This window comes from Exiguobacterium sp. s5 (genome assembly GCF_018618075.1).
Lineage (GTDB): Bacteria > Bacillota > Bacilli > Exiguobacteriales > Exiguobacteriaceae > Exiguobacterium > Exiguobacterium mexicanum_A.
This window is the reverse complement of the sequence record NZ_JACSLK010000003.1, coordinates 269,023-284,516: the sequence shown is the minus strand read 5'-3', so window position 1 is coordinate 284,516 and position 15,494 is coordinate 269,023. Positions and strand designations below refer to the sequence as shown.

18 protein-coding genes are annotated in these 15,494 nt (G+C 51.9%); 12 read left to right on the top strand and 6 right to left on the bottom strand.

Annotation, left to right across the window (positions count from 1 at the left end):
* Positions 1–34 precede the first annotated feature (34 nt).
* Positions 35–337, bottom strand: a complete 303-nt coding sequence (locus KNP60_RS08755; RefSeq protein ID WP_021065576.1) for a PepSY domain-containing protein — start codon at positions 335–337, stop codon at positions 35–37.
* A gap of 136 nt (positions 338–473) precedes the next feature.
* On the opposite strand from KNP60_RS08755, the gene KNP60_RS08750 reads away from it, so the two are divergent.
* Positions 474–1,547: a M42 family metallopeptidase gene (locus tag KNP60_RS08750; protein ID WP_214797297.1), complete on the top strand. Its 1,074-nt coding sequence runs from the start codon at positions 474–476 to the stop codon at positions 1,545–1,547.
* Positions 1,548–1,672: 125 nt separating this feature from the next.
* The gene (locus KNP60_RS08745) at positions 1,673–2,689 is read left to right on the top strand and encodes a PTS sugar transporter subunit IIC (RefSeq protein WP_214797296.1); all 1,017 of its coding nucleotides are present in this window, start codon (positions 1,673–1,675) and stop codon (positions 2,687–2,689) included.
* Positions 2,690–2,739: 50 nt separating this feature from the next.
* Here the strand turns inward: KNP60_RS08745 and KNP60_RS08740 are convergent, their stop codons facing one another.
* Positions 2,740–3,072 carry a hypothetical protein gene (locus KNP60_RS08740; RefSeq protein WP_114167197.1) on the bottom strand — a complete coding sequence of 111 codons (333 nt, stop codon included), beginning with the start codon at positions 3,070–3,072 and terminating at the stop codon, positions 2,740–2,742.
* A 114-nt stretch (positions 3,073–3,186) separates the two neighbouring features.
* On the opposite strand from KNP60_RS08740, the gene KNP60_RS08735 reads away from it, so the two are divergent.
* From KNP60_RS08735 to KNP60_RS08710, 6 genes are all read left to right on the top strand, one after another.
* Positions 3,187–3,498 (top strand): thioredoxin family protein, encoded by a 312-nt coding sequence (locus tag KNP60_RS08735; protein ID WP_034778277.1) that lies wholly within the window; start codon positions 3,187–3,189, stop codon positions 3,496–3,498.
* A gap of 5 nt (positions 3,499–3,503) precedes the next feature.
* Complete coding sequence (locus KNP60_RS08730; RefSeq protein ID WP_214797295.1) at positions 3,504–4,295, top strand: DUF1444 family protein; 792 nt, start codon at positions 3,504–3,506, stop codon at positions 4,293–4,295.
* A gap of 48 nt (positions 4,296–4,343) precedes the next feature.
* Positions 4,344–4,964 carry a YtpR family tRNA-binding protein gene (gene ytpR / locus KNP60_RS08725; protein ID WP_138859168.1) on the top strand — a complete coding sequence of 207 codons (621 nt, stop codon included), beginning with the start codon at positions 4,344–4,346 and terminating at the stop codon, positions 4,962–4,964.
* 53 nt (positions 4,965–5,017) lie between these two features.
* The gene (locus KNP60_RS08720) at positions 5,018–5,968 is read left to right on the top strand and encodes a hypothetical protein (RefSeq protein ID WP_214797294.1); all 951 of its coding nucleotides are present in this window, start codon (positions 5,018–5,020) and stop codon (positions 5,966–5,968) included.
* Between the two features lie 88 nt (positions 5,969–6,056).
* Positions 6,057–7,364, top strand: a complete 1,308-nt coding sequence (gene murC / locus KNP60_RS08715; protein WP_034778269.1) for a UDP-N-acetylmuramate--L-alanine ligase — start codon at positions 6,057–6,059, stop codon at positions 7,362–7,364.
* 101 nt (positions 7,365–7,465) lie between these two features.
* Positions 7,466–7,918, top strand: coding sequence for a Dps family protein (locus tag KNP60_RS08710; protein ID WP_034778268.1), 453 nt, complete (start codon positions 7,466–7,468; stop codon positions 7,916–7,918).
* Positions 7,919–7,957: 39 nt separating this feature from the next.
* Here the strand turns inward: KNP60_RS08710 and KNP60_RS08705 are convergent, their stop codons facing one another.
* Positions 7,958–9,070 (bottom strand): aminopeptidase, encoded by a 1,113-nt coding sequence (locus tag KNP60_RS08705; RefSeq protein ID WP_034778267.1) that lies wholly within the window; start codon positions 9,068–9,070, stop codon positions 7,958–7,960.
* Positions 9,071–9,242: 172 nt separating this feature from the next.
* Between KNP60_RS08705 and KNP60_RS08700 the strand changes: the two genes are divergently transcribed.
* From KNP60_RS08700 to ccpA, 4 genes are all read left to right on the top strand, one after another.
* Positions 9,243–9,767: a DUF948 domain-containing protein gene (locus KNP60_RS08700; protein ID WP_034778266.1), complete on the top strand. Its 525-nt coding sequence runs from the start codon at positions 9,243–9,245 to the stop codon at positions 9,765–9,767.
* A gap of 22 nt (positions 9,768–9,789) precedes the next feature.
* Positions 9,790–10,500, top strand: a complete 711-nt coding sequence (locus KNP60_RS08695; RefSeq protein WP_214797293.1) for a YtxH domain-containing protein — start codon at positions 9,790–9,792, stop codon at positions 10,498–10,500.
* A gap of 137 nt (positions 10,501–10,637) precedes the next feature.
* Entirely contained in the window at positions 10,638–11,729 is a 1,092-nt protein-coding gene (locus KNP60_RS08690; protein ID WP_214797292.1) for a bifunctional 3-deoxy-7-phosphoheptulonate synthase/chorismate mutase, read from the top strand.
* A gap of 126 nt (positions 11,730–11,855) precedes the next feature.
* Entirely contained in the window at positions 11,856–12,869 is a 1,014-nt protein-coding gene (gene ccpA, locus KNP60_RS08685) for a catabolite control protein A (protein ID WP_034778263.1), read from the top strand.
* Between the two features lie 50 nt (positions 12,870–12,919).
* Here the strand turns inward: ccpA and KNP60_RS08680 are convergent, their stop codons facing one another.
* From KNP60_RS08680 to KNP60_RS08670, 3 genes are read right to left on the bottom strand one after another with little or no spacing between them, the layout of a single operon-like run.
* Positions 12,920–14,089 (bottom strand): acetoin utilization protein AcuC, encoded by a 1,170-nt coding sequence (locus KNP60_RS08680; RefSeq protein WP_214788791.1) that lies wholly within the window; start codon positions 14,087–14,089, stop codon positions 12,920–12,922.
* Positions 14,086–14,718: an acetoin utilization AcuB family protein gene (locus KNP60_RS08675; RefSeq protein ID WP_214753029.1), complete on the bottom strand. Its 633-nt coding sequence runs from the start codon at positions 14,716–14,718 to the stop codon at positions 14,086–14,088. Before KNP60_RS08675 ends, KNP60_RS08680 begins: the two co-directional genes overlap by 4 nt.
* A 12-nt stretch (positions 14,719–14,730) precedes the next feature.
* On the bottom strand, positions 14,731–15,360 hold the full coding sequence (locus tag KNP60_RS08670) for a GNAT family N-acetyltransferase (protein ID WP_034778259.1): 630 nt from the start codon (positions 15,358–15,360) through the stop codon (positions 14,731–14,733).
* Positions 15,361–15,494: the final 134 nt, after the last annotated feature.

The window sequence follows — 15,494 nt, the reverse complement described above, 5'->3', positions numbered from 1 at the left end:
AAAAAAAGTCGGCGAATGTCATCGCCGACCCACATCATGCATATTCAAGTAAAGCGCCAGTCTCTGAATCGACTGTAAATTGGTACGTCTTCTCTTCGTCGTTCTCGAGAACCGAGATGCCGCCTTTAAAGACGTCATACTCACGTCCGTCATACGTGTAAATCTCAGGTGATGCCGAGATCCATGCGCCTTGAACGTGACCTTTGGCTGAGAATGCCCGTTTCGTGTACTCGAGCGCGTCCTCGGCCGATAAGCTTCGTTCATCTAACACTTTTTTCGTCATAAGTGCGGCCGCGATGGCAACCCCGATCCCAACTAACCAATACCTTTTCTTCATATGACTACCTCCCCTTGAACTATGGCTATCATGTACATCGTACCAAAACCTGTACCCCATTGGAACGAAAACCATTCGCATCTGCCGAAAAGTTCTGTATATAATGAAACAAGAACGGTTGAAGGGATGGATGGAAATGGAACAAAAAACGAGAGACTTATTCAAGACGTTGACAGAACTTCCGGGCGCACCTGGATTCGAATCAGAGGTTCGTCAGTTTGTTCGTGACCGAATCACACCGCATGTCGATGAAGTCATGACGGATGGCATCGGCTCAATCTTTGGGAAACGGGTCGGGGACGAGGCGGGACCACGCATCATGGTCGCTGGACATATGGACGAAGTCGCGTTCATGGTCACCCGGATCACAGAAAACGGGATGCTATACATACAGCCGCTCGGTGGATGGTGGAGCCAAGTGCTCATGGCGCAACGATTTGATATCGTGACGAACGATGGATTGATTCCGGGCGTCGTCGCATCAACACCTCCGCACCTGCTCGGACCGGACGCAATGAGTAAACCGATGGACATGAAACAGATGTTTATCGACATCGGCGCCGATACGAAAGAAGAAGCCGAGTCATGGGGTGTCCGTCCGGGTCTTCCGGCTGTGCCGACAAGCGACTTCACGCCGCTCAAACACCCGAAAAAGATTATGGCCAAAGCATGGGATAACCGTTATGGGGTTGGTCTGGCGGTCGAGTTGCTCGAAGAGACGACAAAAGCCGATCATCCGAACATCTTGTTCGCCGGGGCAACCGTCCAAGAAGAAGTCGGACTCCGTGGAGCGCAAACGGCAGCCGAAATGATTCGTCCGGACGTCGCGCTCGTTCTCGACGCGTCACCGGCCAACGATGCGTCTGGCAATAAGACGGAGTTCGGCCAACTCGGGGAAGGGGCGCTCATCCGAATCCTTGACCGGGTCATGGTCATGTCTCCAGAGATGCGTGACTTCTTACTCGACACGGCGTCTGATGAAAACATCAAAACGCAGTACTTCGTCTCGCCAGGTGGAACGGACGCAGGCCGCATCCATATGAGCGGGGAAGGGGTTCCAACGGCCGTGATCGGTGTCGCGGCGCGTTACATCCATACACACGCCTCGATTCTGCATACGGACGACTATGATGCGGCGAAAGCGCTACTCAAGGCGCTTGTCAAACGCCTCGATCGTTCGACGATGGAGACGCTTCGAGCTTCACGCTAAAGGTAGGGAGAACGTCACTCGTGTAGTGGCGTTTTTTATATTGAAATTTCCCGAGAAACGCTTATACTGATAAAAGTGTGAAGACAGAAACTTTACGACTGACAAGACAGGAAAGAGGGATTTCCATGTTTAAGAAAAAAGGGATCACGCTCAGTCCGTCGCTTTATTTTGTGACGGCACTCAGTTATATGGCACTCGGCTTATTCAGTACGCTCATCATCGGCTTGATCATGAAGACAGCGGGTGGGCAATTGCTCGAAACGAGTCTGTCCGGTTTCGGGTCGACGCTCATCGAGATTGGTGATGTGGCCATCGGCTTGACCGGTCCGGCCATCGGGATTGCAATCGCCTATGCGCTTCAAGCACCGCCGCTCATCTTGTTCTCGGCGCTCGTCGTCGGGGCGTTCGGTTACGAGTTCGGGCCAGCCGGCAGTTATGTGGCGACGTTGCTCGCTGTCGAGGTATCCAAACTCGTCTCGAAATCGACGAAACTTGATATTTTGGTCACACCGTTCACGACCATTGGCGTCGGTTATTTGGCTGCAACGTATATCGGTAAGTATGTCGGCTTGTTCATGACGCAGCTCGGGACGTGGATCGAGTGGGGCACGGAACAGCAGCCTTTATTCATGGGCGTCGTCGTCGCGACACTGATGGGACTCGCGCTCACGGCACCGATCTCGAGTGCGGCCATCGCGCTCATGCTTGGCTTGAGCGGCATCGCGGCAGGCGCGGCGACGGTTGGCTGCGCCGCCCAGATGGTTGGCTTTGCGATCACGAGTTATCGGGACAATGGCATCGGCGGTGCGATCGCCCAAGGGATTGGTACTTCGATGCTTCAAGTCGGCAATATCGTGAAGAATCCTTGGATCTTGTTGCCGCCGACGATAGCGGGGGCGGTGCTCGCCCCAATCGCGATTCTGTTGTTCGAGCTCGAGAGCGTCGCGGCTGGTGCCGGGATGGGGACGAGCGGACTCGTCGGTCCGATTGTCATGCTCGAGACGATGGGCTTCAGTTGGCACATGTTCATCGTCGTCTTCGGCTTTTTGATTGTCGGTCCGGCAGTGCTCAGTTATGCGGTCTATCAAGTGTTGGTCCGGATGAATCGGATTCGGCCGAACGATATGAAAATCGAATATTGAGCGACACGAAAGAGAGCGTCCCGGCGAATAAGCGGGACGCTCTCTTTCGTTCACCAACCGAAAAGATTTCGGACGGTCTCGACGGTTTCACGAGGGACGCGGAAGCTCGCCAAGAATAAGACGAGCAAGACGACATAGACGGGGAGTAAAAACCGTTTTCGAATGATCGGCAAGGCACGGACGAGGCGTTTGCCGACCCGTTCGAGTATGTAAATCACGGCGAACCCGACGACGAGCCATACTAAAATCTCGCCTCGCGTCTTGTCCGTATCGATGAACAAGTAGCCGTAGCGCAGAATCGCCAGCATGCCGATGACGCCGACGAGTTGCTCGAGCGGATGTTTCATTTCTGGATTCAACTGTTCACGTGTCCATTTTGTCATGACTTCACCTTTTTCACGTAGTCTTCGCTCCCGATGGTCATAAAACATGAGAGCGGAATGTGACAACGGACTTATGCTATCATGAATGGGGAAAAAAGAACAGGAGTGGTGAACATGAAACAATTGACAACGATGAACGAGTATACAGAAGCAAAACAAGGGAAGAGCATCTTGATGTTTTCAGCGACATGGTGCGGCGATTGCCGTTTCCTCGATCCGTTCATGCCAGACATCGAAGCGAAGTTCGAAGATTGGACGTTTTACTACGTCGATCGTGACGACTGGATGGAGCTCGCGCAAGAGCTCGACATTTTTGGGATTCCGAGCTTTGTCGCCTTCAACGGCGGACAAGAAGTCGACCGCTATGTCGGACGCGAACGGAAGACGCCTGAGCAAGTCGAAGCCTTCCTTCATGGGTTAGGGTGAGCTAGATGGAACGGAATGAATTACGTCGCCATCTCGAAAGCCGGTTTACGGAAGGGTACCGGACCTCGTATGACCGTGAGAACGAGGTGTTGCGCATCGAGCGGTCCACGGACCGCTTCGGCGTCAACATCCGTCTCGCCCCGCTCGTAGCGAAAGCAAAAGTCCGGGGAGAAGTCGCCATTGAAGAGGTCGTCGACTACATCAAGACAGCGCTCTCGGCCGACGATGCGGTCACACTCGCTGGCAATGAAGCGAACATTTATCCCGTCATCCGTTCGGCCTCGTTCTCGACGGAGACGAAGCGTGGGGAAGCACTTGCGATGACGCCACATACAGCTGAGACGGCTGTCTTTTATGCACTCGATTTGGGCAACGGCTATCGCTTGATCGAAGAGCGGCATTTGGGCGGGATGCCTTTGACGCGTCTTGACGAATTGGCACGGGACAACGTCAAGAAGTTGCCGACCGATTTAAAAGAAGATACCGTAGCCGGGAATACGTTCTATTTCCTGGCTGCTCGGGACGGGTATGAAGCGTCACGGATTTTAAATGATGAGTTCTTGCGGGTCATGGAGCGACGTATCGAAGGCGATATGCTCGTCGGGGTACCGCATCAGGACGTGATGATCATCGCGGACATCCGCAACGATCAAGGTTATGATGCGATGCAACAGCTCATGTTCGACTTTTTCACGAATGGGCGGATTCCGGTGACGGCTCTTTCTTTCCATTATGAGGAAGGCGTTCTCGAACCAATTTTCATTGTCGGAAAAAAGAACCCACCAACGGACGCATAATCTGCTAAACTATTTGTGTCTAGTTTGAAAGAAGGGGCGTTTTTACGTATGCAAATTAATGCTTTTTATAACCGTGAAGGAATCGGCGATGTCCTCATGGTCTTGTTAAGAGAAGGCGATCGCCACCACCAAGTCGTTGAACGGAAAGATGATGTCGCCATCGTCAAATCGACGACGGGAAAAGTCAATGGCTATAACATCTTCAATGCCAGTAATTATTTTGACGTCAGCGACTGGCACGGGCCGGTCGAGTTGACGGCCGAGTTGATTGAGACGCTCGGTGTCATCTTGCGTAAACAAAATATCGAAGCCGAGCTTTCGGGCGTGGACTTCACCCCGAAATTTGTCGTTGGCTACGTCAAAGAAGCTGAGAAGCACCCGGATGCGGACAAATTGTCGATTTGTCAAGTTGAGACCGATCAAGGTGATGTCCAGATTGTCTGCGGCGCACCGAACGTCGCGGCCGGCCAAAAGGTCGTCGTCGCGAAACCGGGAGCGGTCATGCCGTCTGGTTTGATCATTCGTCCATCGAAGTTACGAGGTGAAAGTTCACACGGGATGATTTGTTCAGCGCGAGAATTGAACTTACCTGATGCACCGCAAGAAAAAGGAATTCTCGTATTGGATGACGAATATGAAGTAGGGAAAGCATTTGAAATCGGTCGCTAAATTCGACCGATTTTTTGCTAAATAGGATTGAGTGAAAAAGCGAGGAATCAAGTATGGATGCATATGAACGTTCATTAAAACAACAAGCAGACCGAATTCGACGCGAACTATCCCAGGAAGGGAAGAAAGGTGCGCCTGTACCGAAGCCCGAGCCGAAGGATGAATTTGTACCGTCGGATGTGCCATCTCCGATTTATGGATACGCCCGACCGAAACCGAAAATCATTCTGCCGACTGAACATTCTCCGGAGACGCGTGACGATTCAGCGATCCGCCAAGCAAAGCGAGTGGCCGTCCCGGTTGAGGAAGTGTCAGAAGCGGTGCCGCCAAGCGTAGAGCCTGAGCCTAAGAACGAACCGGTAATTGATTCCGTAGATGAACCGATGGTGGAGTCAGTAGACGAATCCGTGATGGAATCAGTGGATGAACCCGTGGTTGATTCAGTAGACAAATCCGTGCCGACCGTCGATGATGCGCCGACGTCACAGCCTGACCTCGATGTCGCAGCGGACGAATCGCCATCAGCGGAGACGCTTGAGGAAATGGTGTCCGAGCACGCGGATACGCCAAGCGAAGAGACGATTATTTCCACGGAAACGATTGAGGAAAGCCCGTTCGTCTCTGAAGACGAGACAGCTGAACAAGATACTAAACCGCTCCTCGGGGAAGTCTCGATTGTAGAGAGCGGGTTCGCCTCTGTGTTCATGGGTTCGACCGATTTGAAATCATCGAAGATTGCCGTCCGAGAAGAAAAGCAAGACGTGACCGAAGAGGACGTTTCGCTCGATGCGCCGGTTGAGACGGTGGCCCCGGTTGTCGAAGATGTTGCGAAAACATTACAGACTGATGAACCGATTGAAGTGCCTGACGAAGAAGAGTTGACGCCTGCGATGAGCGTCTCGTATAAAGCGGAAGGCCCTCCGCTCAATGTCATGATGACACCGCAAGACCGGATGGCGATGTATAAGAGTCGTCGTTTGGCGAAAAAAAACAATAATCTGTAATAGCATGACTCCTGGAGTTTTGCTATAATGACAAAGGTTTGTCGCATTTTTTCAACAGACCGCAATGAATTAGGGGGGCTATTTACAGATGAACCGTTATCACTTCGTCGGAATTAAAGGAACGGGCATGAGTCCTTTAGCTCAAATTTTAAATGACATGAACAATGAGGTCCGAGGTTCGGACGTTGACAAAGCATTTTTTACTGAAGAAGCATTGAATCGCAAAGGAATTGAAATCCTTCCGTTTGATCCTGAAAATATTACCGAAGGGCAAATCGTCGTACAGGGCAACGCCTTCGCTGACGATCACCCTGAAGTCGTTCGAGCGCGCGAGCTCGGATTGACGATATACAAATACTATGAGTTTCTCGGCGAATTGGCCGACCACTACACGAGTGTCGCCATTACGGGATCTCATGGTAAGACATCGACGACAGGTTTGTTGGCTCACGTCATGCGCGGCATCGAGCCGACGTCGTTCTTGATTGGCGATGGCACAGGAGAAGGGGTCGAAGACTCGAAGAACTTTGTCTTCGAAGCATGTGAGTACAAGCGTCACTTCTTATACTACCGTCCAGACTACGCTATCATGACGAACATCGACTTCGATCACTCGGATTATTTCTCGGGTCTCGATGACGTCATCGATGCGTTCCAAGAGATGGCGAAGCAAGTGAAAAAAGGCATCATCGCTTGTGGCGATGATGAGAACCTGCAACACATTCAAGCAAACGTGCCAATCGTCTATTACGGTTTCGGTGCCCATAACGACTTCCGTGCCGAGAACGTGAACTCGACGGACAACGGAACAACGTTTGACGTCTACTTGCGTGACGACTTCTATGGGACGTTCCGCATTCCGGGATATGGCAACCACAGCGTCTTGAATGCCCTTGCCGTCATCGCGACGTGTGACTATGAGAACTTACCGAAAGAATTGGTTAAAGACCGCCTCGAGACGTTTAACGGCGTGAAACGTCGTTTCAGCGAATCGACGCTCGGAAACCAAGTGTTAGTGGATGATTATGCCCACCATCCACGGGAAATCAGCGCGACAGTCGAAGCGGCACGTAAAAAATACGCCGGCCGTGAAGTTGTAGCCATCTTCCAACCACACACGTATACACGCCTGAAGTCATTCATGGATGATTTTGCTGCGGCATTAGCCGAAGCGGACGCGGTGTACTTGTGTGACATCTTCGGTTCGGCTCGCGAACAAGAAGGTACCGTCACGATCGAAGACTTGCAATCGCGTATCGAAGGCGCGAACGTCTTGAAGCGGGGCGGGGTCAGTGTCTTAAGTCAACATAAAGACGCGGTTCTCCTGTTCATGGGAGCCGGAGACATTCAAACGTACCAACGTGAATACGAGAATCACGTCCAACTCGAAGCGTGAATCGAGAGCGAATGGCTTAAGCCGTTCGCTTTTTTGTGTTTAACATCAAGTCAAGACGGTAATAGTATTAGCGACTGAATTTGGAAAAGGAGATGTTAATGATGGCAAGCCAAGGCGCATTGAGCACATTGAACAAAGAGGTGGCCAACTATGGCCTCTTATTCGTCAAACTGCATAACTACCACTGGTACATTAGCGGACCTCACTTCTTCACGTACCATGAAAAGTTGGAGGAACTGTATAACCTCGTCGCTGAACTGTACGATGACGTGGCGGAGCGGCTCTTGATGAATGACGGCGAACCGTATGCGACGATGAAAGAATATCTCGAACATTCGACGTTGCAAGAAGGGGATCGCCATGCGGATACCGATCAAATGATCAAGGACGTGATCAGTGACTTCAAACAGATCCGTCAAGAGATGCAAGACGCGATGGAAAACTTCGAAGACGGGGACGAAGCCATCGAAGACACGTTCGTCTCTCATATCGAGCGACTCGAGAAAGAGATTTGGATGATGTCGGCAGCGCTCGGCAAAAAGACGAAGCTATAATGAAAACAAGCGTGCCGATTGCGGCACGCTTGTTTTTTGTTATTTCAAATTTTCTGGATTGAGTGGCAAGAGCGAGTCGACGACAAAGCGTCCGTCCTTGCGAATCAATACGTCATCGAACCAAATCTCGCCGCCGCCATAATCAGGACGTTGGATGTTGACGAGATCCCAGTGGATTGAAGAGTCGTTCCCGTTATAGGCGTCGTCATATGCCTGGCCTGGTGTGAAGTGGAAACTACCGTCAATTTTTTCATCGAACAAGATATCTTTCATCGGGTGTTGGATGTACGGGTTGACGCCGATGGCGAATTCGCCGACGTAGCGTGCGCCTTCATCCGTATTGAACACGTCATTGATTCGGTCGGTGTCATTCGCCGTCGCGTTGACGATTTTTCCGTCTTGGAACGTCAACGACACGTTCTCGAAGGTGAAGCCATGATATGGAGATGGCGTGTTATACGTGATGACGCCGTTGATCGAGTCTTTGACCGGCGCTGTGAACACTTCACCGTCCGGAATGTTCATCTGACCGGAACACTTGATGGCCGGGATATCTTTGATCGAGAAGCTGAGGTCCGTTCCTGGCCCTTTGATCGTGACACGGTCGGTCTCGTTCATGAGCGTGACGAGTGCGTCCATGGCCCGGTCCATCTTGCCGTAATCGAGCGTACAGACGTTGAAGTAGAAGTCCTCAAACGCCTCGGTCGATTTGCCGGCGAGTTGCGCCATCGATGGGGACGGGTAACGCAGCACGACCCATTTCGTTCCTTTGACGCGGTCCTCGGTATGCATTTTACCGATGGTGGCCCCGACGAGTTTTTGTTGCTCGGCCGGAACGTCTGATAACTCGTTAATGTTGTCACCGGCCCGAAGTCCGATATAGGCGTCCATGGCCTGCATTTGTTTGCGCTCGATGTCGGCCATGAGCTCAAGTTGCTCTCGGCTTGCTCCGCTGTAGAGCTTACGCAAAATACGGCTCTCTTTCAACAAGACGAACGGATGCCCCCCGGCTTCGTACGCCTTCTCGACAAGCGCTTCGACGAGCGACTCCTCGACACCAAAATTTTCGATTAGAACGCGTTCCCCTGGCTTCAATTCGACCGAATAATTGATCAATCCGTCGGCGAGTTGCGTGATTCTTGGATCTCTCATACGTCCACCCCTTTAACTTTTTTAAATTTATTTCTATTTTAGTGTAATCGAAAACATAAAAACGGGTAAAGGAATAATCAGACCGGATGGCGAAAACGGTTGTGACAAATCTTTTCAGTCATAATGGTGCTATAATGAAAACACCACATTATCGAACAGGAGGAATGGATGCATGGAAATCACATTAGGAGGCATTGCAGGGCTCATCGCGGCACTCGCATTTGTCGTACTCGTATTTTTCTTGGCACGTGTCTTGTCGAACGTCAATCGGACACTCGGCAGCGTCGCCAACACGACTGAAAACTTAGAACGTCAATTAGACGGAATCACAATGGAAGTGACGGCGCTCTTACATAAGACGAACCGTCTTGTAGATAACGTCGAAGAGAAAACAGAATTGCTCGCACCAGTGGCTCACGCGCTTGATGAGCTCGGCACGTCGCTTAACGAAGTGACAGAGTCGGTACGGACGGTTTCTTCTTCTGTTCACGTGGCAGCAGACGAAAATAAAGAACAGATCGCCCAAGCGGTACGATGGGGGTCTGTCGCTGTAGAACTATTTAAGAAAAACAAAACCGAGACCTCTTCTGACGAACGACCATCACGTCGTCGCGGACGTCGAGACCGGAAACAAGAACAAGAACCGACAACGGTCTCACCAGGCTTGATTGCGACAGATGATACAATCAAATCATAACCATCACAAGGAGGAAGTAACGATGACATACGACAAGAACAAAACATATAACAACGAACAACAACCGAGCGGTGGATTTTTGGCAGGTGTCGTTCTTGGCGGCGTAATCGGCGCGGCCGTGGCCCTCCTCACATCACCGAAGAGCGGTCGTGAAGTGCGTACGTATTTAGACGAAAAGACGGCGACGTCGCGTGAGCGATTGACGGTCAAATCGAAAGAAGTACGTGAAAAAGCAGAGCCGGTCGTTGGCGAATGGATCAAAGTGGCGAGCGATAAAGCAGCTCCTGTCTTGAACCTCGTCAAAGACAAGGCCCGTGAAGCAGCCGAATTGAAGCAACAAGTCGACGAAGACGAGTTGTCAATCGAAGAAGCGATGGAGAAAGCAGATCAACTCGTAGCCGAGGCAGAAGCTGAAGTGAAAGAACAACTCGACCGCGCTTCAGAAGATCAGTCGAGCGAAACAAAAAAATCGAACGACTCAAACGATTCATCGAAAGCAGACGCCAAAACGGATGCTTCATCTGATAAACCGAAGTCATCAGAAAGCAAGTCGAACGCGAACAAAGCAAACACAAACAAATCGGCGGCGAACAAACAAGAAGCATCAAGCAGCCGTGATCAGTCAGAAGACTATGAATCGGATTTTGAGGCCCCTGTAAAAGACTTACTCGACGATGAGTCGAAACAAGAATTAAAGGACTTGAAAAACGATCTTAAAAACGGCAACAAGTAATGCGTCGAGCGTCCGGACCATCCGGACGCTTTTTTTTGTTGATTTTGTGTCGCTAGCCCATTTCCCTATGACAAAGCGGTTAAAGTTCGATATAATTAGGTTTCTGGAAAGAACGGCTTAGAAATGAGAGGGTATTTATGAGTCCACAAGATCAATTGAATCGTTTACGTCGCGAGATGGATGAGTTGAATCGTGAGATGCTCGACTTGCTCAGCCGCCGCGGCACGCTCGCTGTCGAGATCGGTAAAGTGAAACGTCTGCAAGGCGTCGAACGGTACGACCCGGTCCGGGAACGAGAAATGTTAGACTTTGTTGCGGCATCGAATCCTGGTCCTTTCGAGACGGCTCGCTTGCAGCACTTGTTCAAAGAGATGTTCAAAGCCTCGGCCGAGCTTCAAGGAGAAGACCGTGATAAGACGTTGCTCGTCTCGCGTAAGCGTCAAGCCGAAGATACGATTGTCACGCTCGATGATGTCACGATTGGGAACGGACGTCCGCAATTGATTGCGGGACCGTGTGCGGTCGAATCATTCGAACAAGTGAATGCCGTCGCTGAAAAGTTAGCGTTGTCTGGTGTCAAAATCTTGCGCGGCGGGGCGTATAAGCCTCGAACCTCCCCATATGATTTCCAAGGACTTGGGTTTGATGGATTGCAGCTGTTGAAACAAGCAGCGGATCGCCACGACTTGCGGGTCATCTCGGAAATCATGACACCAGGTGCGGTCGAGTCGGCCCTCCCTTATGTGGACATCATCCAAGTCGGCGCGCGTAACATGCAAAACTTCGATTTGTTGAAAGAAGTCGGGAAGACCTCAAAACCGGTCTTGTTGAAACGCGGTCTCGCGGCGACGATCGAGGAGTTCATCTATGCGGCGGAGTACATCATGGCGAGCGGAAATAGCCAAGTCATCTTGTGCGAACGCGGGATTCGGACGTATGAGCGGGCGACACGCAACACGCTCGATATTACGGCGGTACCGATTTTGAAGCAAGAGACGCATTTACCGGTCATGGTCGATGTCACCCATTCGACGGGACGACGTGATTTGTTACTGCCGGCGGCCAAGGCGGCGCTTGCGGTCGGAGCCGATGGCGTCATGGTCGAAGTGCACCCGAATCCGGCGATTGCCTTGTCGGATGCCCAGCAACAACTCGATTTCGACCAATTCGATCAATTCGTGGACGGGCTTACGGCCCAGTTCCCTCAACTTGATTTGGTGAAAAAGTAAGCTTTCCAATTGGAAACGTTTTATATAGCGTGAAGACAGGGTAAAATGATGACAGATACCTGTCTTCCTTTTTTGACACGTTTTTTGAAAATCGTTTGAAAATCATTGCTTGTAGGAGGAGTTTTAATGAATAGTAATAATGTAACCATCTATGATGTCGCACGAGAAGCCGGGGTGTCGATGGCAACCGTCTCACGCGTCGTCAACGGAAACCCGAACGTCAAACCGACGACCCGTAAGAAAGTCCAGGACGCCATCGACCGTCTTGGTTATCGTCCGAACGCCGTTGCCCGCGGACTCGCCAGCAAGAAGACGACGACGGTCGGCGTCATCGTCCCTGATATCTCGAACATCTTTTTCGCAGACCTCGCGCGTGGGATTGAAGACGTGGCGACGATGTACAAGTACAACATCATTCTCGGGAACTCGGACTCGAACCGTGACAAAGAGATCCATTTGTTGAACACGTTGCTCGGCAAACAAGTCGACGGCATCATCTTCATGGGTGGACGTCTGCATGAAGACCTCGTCAACGAGTTCAAGAAGTCGCCGGTGCCAATCGTCCTTGCGGCGACGCTCAACCAAGGATATGACCTTCCGGCGGTCAACATCGATTACGAGCAGGCAGCGTACGATGCAACCGAAATGTTAATCGGCCACGGCCACAAACAAGTTGGCTTCATCACAGGACCACTCGAGCAACAAATCAATGGCGAGAAGAAATTCTCTGGTTACCGCCGTGCCCTTGACGACGCCGGACTTCCGTTCCGTGAGAGTGACGTCGTCCTCGGGAATTACACGTACGCATCAGGCCTTGAGGCGATGCAGAAGATGCTCGAACGTGACGATTGCCCGAAAGCGATTTTCGCCGGTACGGATGAGATGGCACTCGGTGTCATTCACGCGATTCAAGACGCCGGTTTCTCGGTCCCGAACGATTTTGAAGTCGTCGGCCATGATAACACGCGTCTCGCGACGATGATTCGTCCGAAATTGACGACGGTCGTCCAACCGATGTATGATATCGGTGCCGTTGCCATGCGTCTCTTGACGAAAATCTTGAACGCCGAAGAAATCGAAGAGAAAAACGTCGTCTTGCCGCACCGCATCGAACGTCGCGATTCGGTACGTCAAGACTGAATAAAAATCCCCTCGCCAGTCGGAGTCACTCCGCGGACGAGGGGATTTTTTTAGACATATATTGATTTGCGATCGTTCGAGATGAACGGCCAAAAGGCGCGTTTTGACACTTCCCAATTCTTCTCCTCGATTTGTTGCTTTCGTGGAATGTGTTGGAACGTGTACGTGTGGTCATCCCACCGCGTCGGCAACGTTTGATCGGCTTTGGCCTGCCATTGTTCAATCCATTCGACCGGAATGTCACCGCGATACGGCGCCTCACGCGTCAGGCCGGCCCATACTTGGGACCAGGCGCGCGGCACCGTTCGATACCAGTCATACCCGCCGCCGCCAAGGGCGACGAGGCGACCTTCCGTGTACTCATCGGCGAGTCGAGAGGCGATTTGTGGAATCTGTTCGAACGTCCGAATCGTCGAGGCGAGGTGTGTCAGCGGGTCGAACGCATGGGCGTCGGCGCCGTTCTGTGTCAGGATGATATCGGGTTTGAACCACTCGCACGCTTCCCGGAACACGGTCTCGTAACAGCGCAGGAAGGAATCATCTTGGGTGAACGCATCGACCGGGACGTTCCAACTGTATCCATAGCCGTTCCCGTTACCACGCTCCGTGACCGATCCTGTCCCAGGAAACAAGTAGCGGCCGGTCTCATGGATGGATAAGGTCATCACATCCGCATCGTCATAAAACAGCCATTGGACGCCGTCACCGTGATGGGCATCGGTATCGACGTACAAGACACGCGACCCGTACGTCTGACGGACGTGAGCGATGGCGACGGCCGCATCGTTATAGACACAAAAACCTGACGCTTTTCGTCTCATCCCGTGATGCAGACCGCCCCCGACGTGAAACGCACGCTCGACTTTTCCGCTCGCGACCAAGTCAAGGGCGTGCATCGTCCCACCTACCAGCCGGGCCGCCCCTTCATGGATGGTTGGGAAAATCGGAGTGTCTTCAGTACCGAGCCCAAATTTGTTCGCTTTCAACGTCGACAGCTCACCTGCGGCAGCCGCTTGGACCGCCTCGATATAATCGAGGTCGTGCACGAGCGCCAGCGACTCGACTGAGGCGAGGGGAGGAGCGATACACTCGGAGGCCTGAAGCTTGCCTGAGGCGATCAGGAGAGACGTCGTCAGCTCCAGGCGAATCGGATTGAACGGATGATCTTCGTGAAAGCGGTACGAGTTCTCGTTCTCGCCGAATATGTAGGCCGGTCTCATGGGGACATCTCCGGACCGAGCACGTCGAAGCCCTCACGCTTCAACCGTTCGATGATGCGGAGCGGATTCATCGTCTGCACGCGGAACGAGATGATCCGTTTATATGGGTCGGCCGTCGGGTGGACGAACACGTTGATGATATTCACGTTCGTCTTGGCGAGGAGCCGTGTCACTTTCTCAAGCGTGCCGGTCGTATTCTCGACTAAGATTTCAATTTGTGAACTTGGCTCGAGTGCACCGGTCAATTGGACGAAATAACGCAATAAATCTGTCTCGGTCAACACGCCGACGAGCTTTCCTTGTTCGATGATCGGAAGACACGTCAAACGATATTCATAAAACAAGGCGGCCGCGTCTTCGAAAAAATCGTACGGGTGCGCCGTCGTCACATCTTGACGCATGATGCTCGAGACGGGGTTTTTAAAGTCAGCGCTCTCGCTTTCGGGGTGGAACACACTCGTCGCACCGCTCATCTCGAACTGGCCGACGATTCCGACGACTTGACGGGCCGGATTTGTGACGATGAGATGGCGTACTTTGTGGTCGCGCATGAGCTTGGCGGCATGGGCAATCGTATTGGTCGGTTGAATCGTCACGACATGACGGTTCATCATTTGTTCAATCAGCATCCAGATCCCTCCTCAGTCATACATGAACCGGCGTCGCAGCCGGAGTGAATCGAAGTGGTCAATCGTCTCTTGCCGGACGTTCTTGCCAATCCGTGCCATGAGACAGTTGGCCGGGTGCGAAGCGATCTCCGGGTCGTCGGTCGGGAAGAAGACGAGCCCGCCGTGGTTCATCATCTTCTCCATCACTTTCCGATAGTCCCAAATGGAGAGTCCGCTTCCTTTTAAATCCCAGTGCCAATAATATTCCGTCGTCAAAATCAGGAAGTCGTCCATATGTGGATCCATCATCGACACTTCGAGCAGCTGTTTGCCGATCCGTTGACCGCGGAAGCGCGGACTCACTTCGATGGCGCCGAGCTCGAGAATGTAAGGGTCGTTCCCTTCGCTCCAACGTTCATACGGGTCTGGATATAAATACGTCACGTAGCCGATGACGAGATTGTCGACGCGGGCCACGATAATGCGACCTTCTTTCAAGTCAGCGATTTCAACGAGGGCCTTATGTTGGTCCTCTGGTTCACGAAATGCGGTCAATCCCTCATCGAGGCGATACGTCGCCAGTACATCGCTTTCGATGGGTCCATCGATGATTACGGCTCCGAGTGAGGTTTCCCACACCTTTGAATGATATTGTTTTTCCATGGAGTCACCACCTTTTCCACCTTCTATTATAGCGCTTTCATTCTCCTTCTTTCACGCTCTTTTGGAGATTTTGGAAATTCATTGATTTGTCACAATATTAACACTATACTGAAAGTGGTTATACCATTCATTAC

Excerpts from the sequence above, each read along its gene's own strand:
- KNP60_RS08695 (WP_214797293.1), top strand. The coding sequence starts at position 9,790 with ATGACATACGACAAGAACAAAACATATAACAACGAACAACAACCGAGC.
- KNP60_RS08675 (WP_214753029.1), bottom strand. The coding sequence starts at position 14,718 with ATGCTGATTGAACAAATGATGAACCGTCATGTCGTGACGATTCAACCG.
- KNP60_RS08745 (WP_214797296.1), top strand. The coding sequence starts at position 1,673 with ATGTTTAAGAAAAAAGGGATCACGCTCAGTCCGTCGCTTTATTTTGTG.
- ytpR (WP_138859168.1), top strand. The coding sequence starts at position 4,344 with ATGCAAATTAATGCTTTTTATAACCGTGAAGGAATCGGCGATGTCCTC.
- KNP60_RS08740 (WP_114167197.1), bottom strand. The coding sequence starts at position 3,072 with ATGACAAAATGGACACGTGAACAGTTGAATCCAGAAATGAAACATCCG.
- murC (WP_034778269.1), top strand. The coding sequence starts at position 6,057 with ATGAACCGTTATCACTTCGTCGGAATTAAAGGAACGGGCATGAGTCCT.
- KNP60_RS08700 (WP_034778266.1), top strand. The coding sequence starts at position 9,243 with ATGGAAATCACATTAGGAGGCATTGCAGGGCTCATCGCGGCACTCGCA.
- KNP60_RS08720 (WP_214797294.1), top strand. The coding sequence starts at position 5,018 with ATGGATGCATATGAACGTTCATTAAAACAACAAGCAGACCGAATTCGA.
- KNP60_RS08735 (WP_034778277.1), top strand. The coding sequence starts at position 3,187 with ATGAAACAATTGACAACGATGAACGAGTATACAGAAGCAAAACAAGGG.
- KNP60_RS08705 (WP_034778267.1), bottom strand. The coding sequence starts at position 9,070 with ATGAGAGATCCAAGAATCACGCAACTCGCCGACGGATTGATCAATTAT.
- KNP60_RS08690 (WP_214797292.1), top strand. The coding sequence starts at position 10,638 with ATGAGTCCACAAGATCAATTGAATCGTTTACGTCGCGAGATGGATGAG.
- KNP60_RS08750 (WP_214797297.1), top strand. The coding sequence starts at position 474 with ATGGAACAAAAAACGAGAGACTTATTCAAGACGTTGACAGAACTTCCG.
- KNP60_RS08730 (WP_214797295.1), top strand. The coding sequence starts at position 3,504 with ATGGAACGGAATGAATTACGTCGCCATCTCGAAAGCCGGTTTACGGAA.
- KNP60_RS08710 (WP_034778268.1), top strand. The coding sequence starts at position 7,466 with ATGGCAAGCCAAGGCGCATTGAGCACATTGAACAAAGAGGTGGCCAAC.
- ccpA (WP_034778263.1), top strand. The coding sequence starts at position 11,856 with ATGAATAGTAATAATGTAACCATCTATGATGTCGCACGAGAAGCCGGG.
- KNP60_RS08755 (WP_021065576.1), bottom strand. The coding sequence starts at position 337 with ATGAAGAAAAGGTATTGGTTAGTTGGGATCGGGGTTGCCATCGCGGCC.
- KNP60_RS08680 (WP_214788791.1), bottom strand. The coding sequence starts at position 14,089 with ATGAGACCGGCCTACATATTCGGCGAGAACGAGAACTCGTACCGCTTT.
- KNP60_RS08670 (WP_034778259.1), bottom strand. The coding sequence starts at position 15,360 with ATGGAAAAACAATATCATTCAAAGGTGTGGGAAACCTCACTCGGAGCC.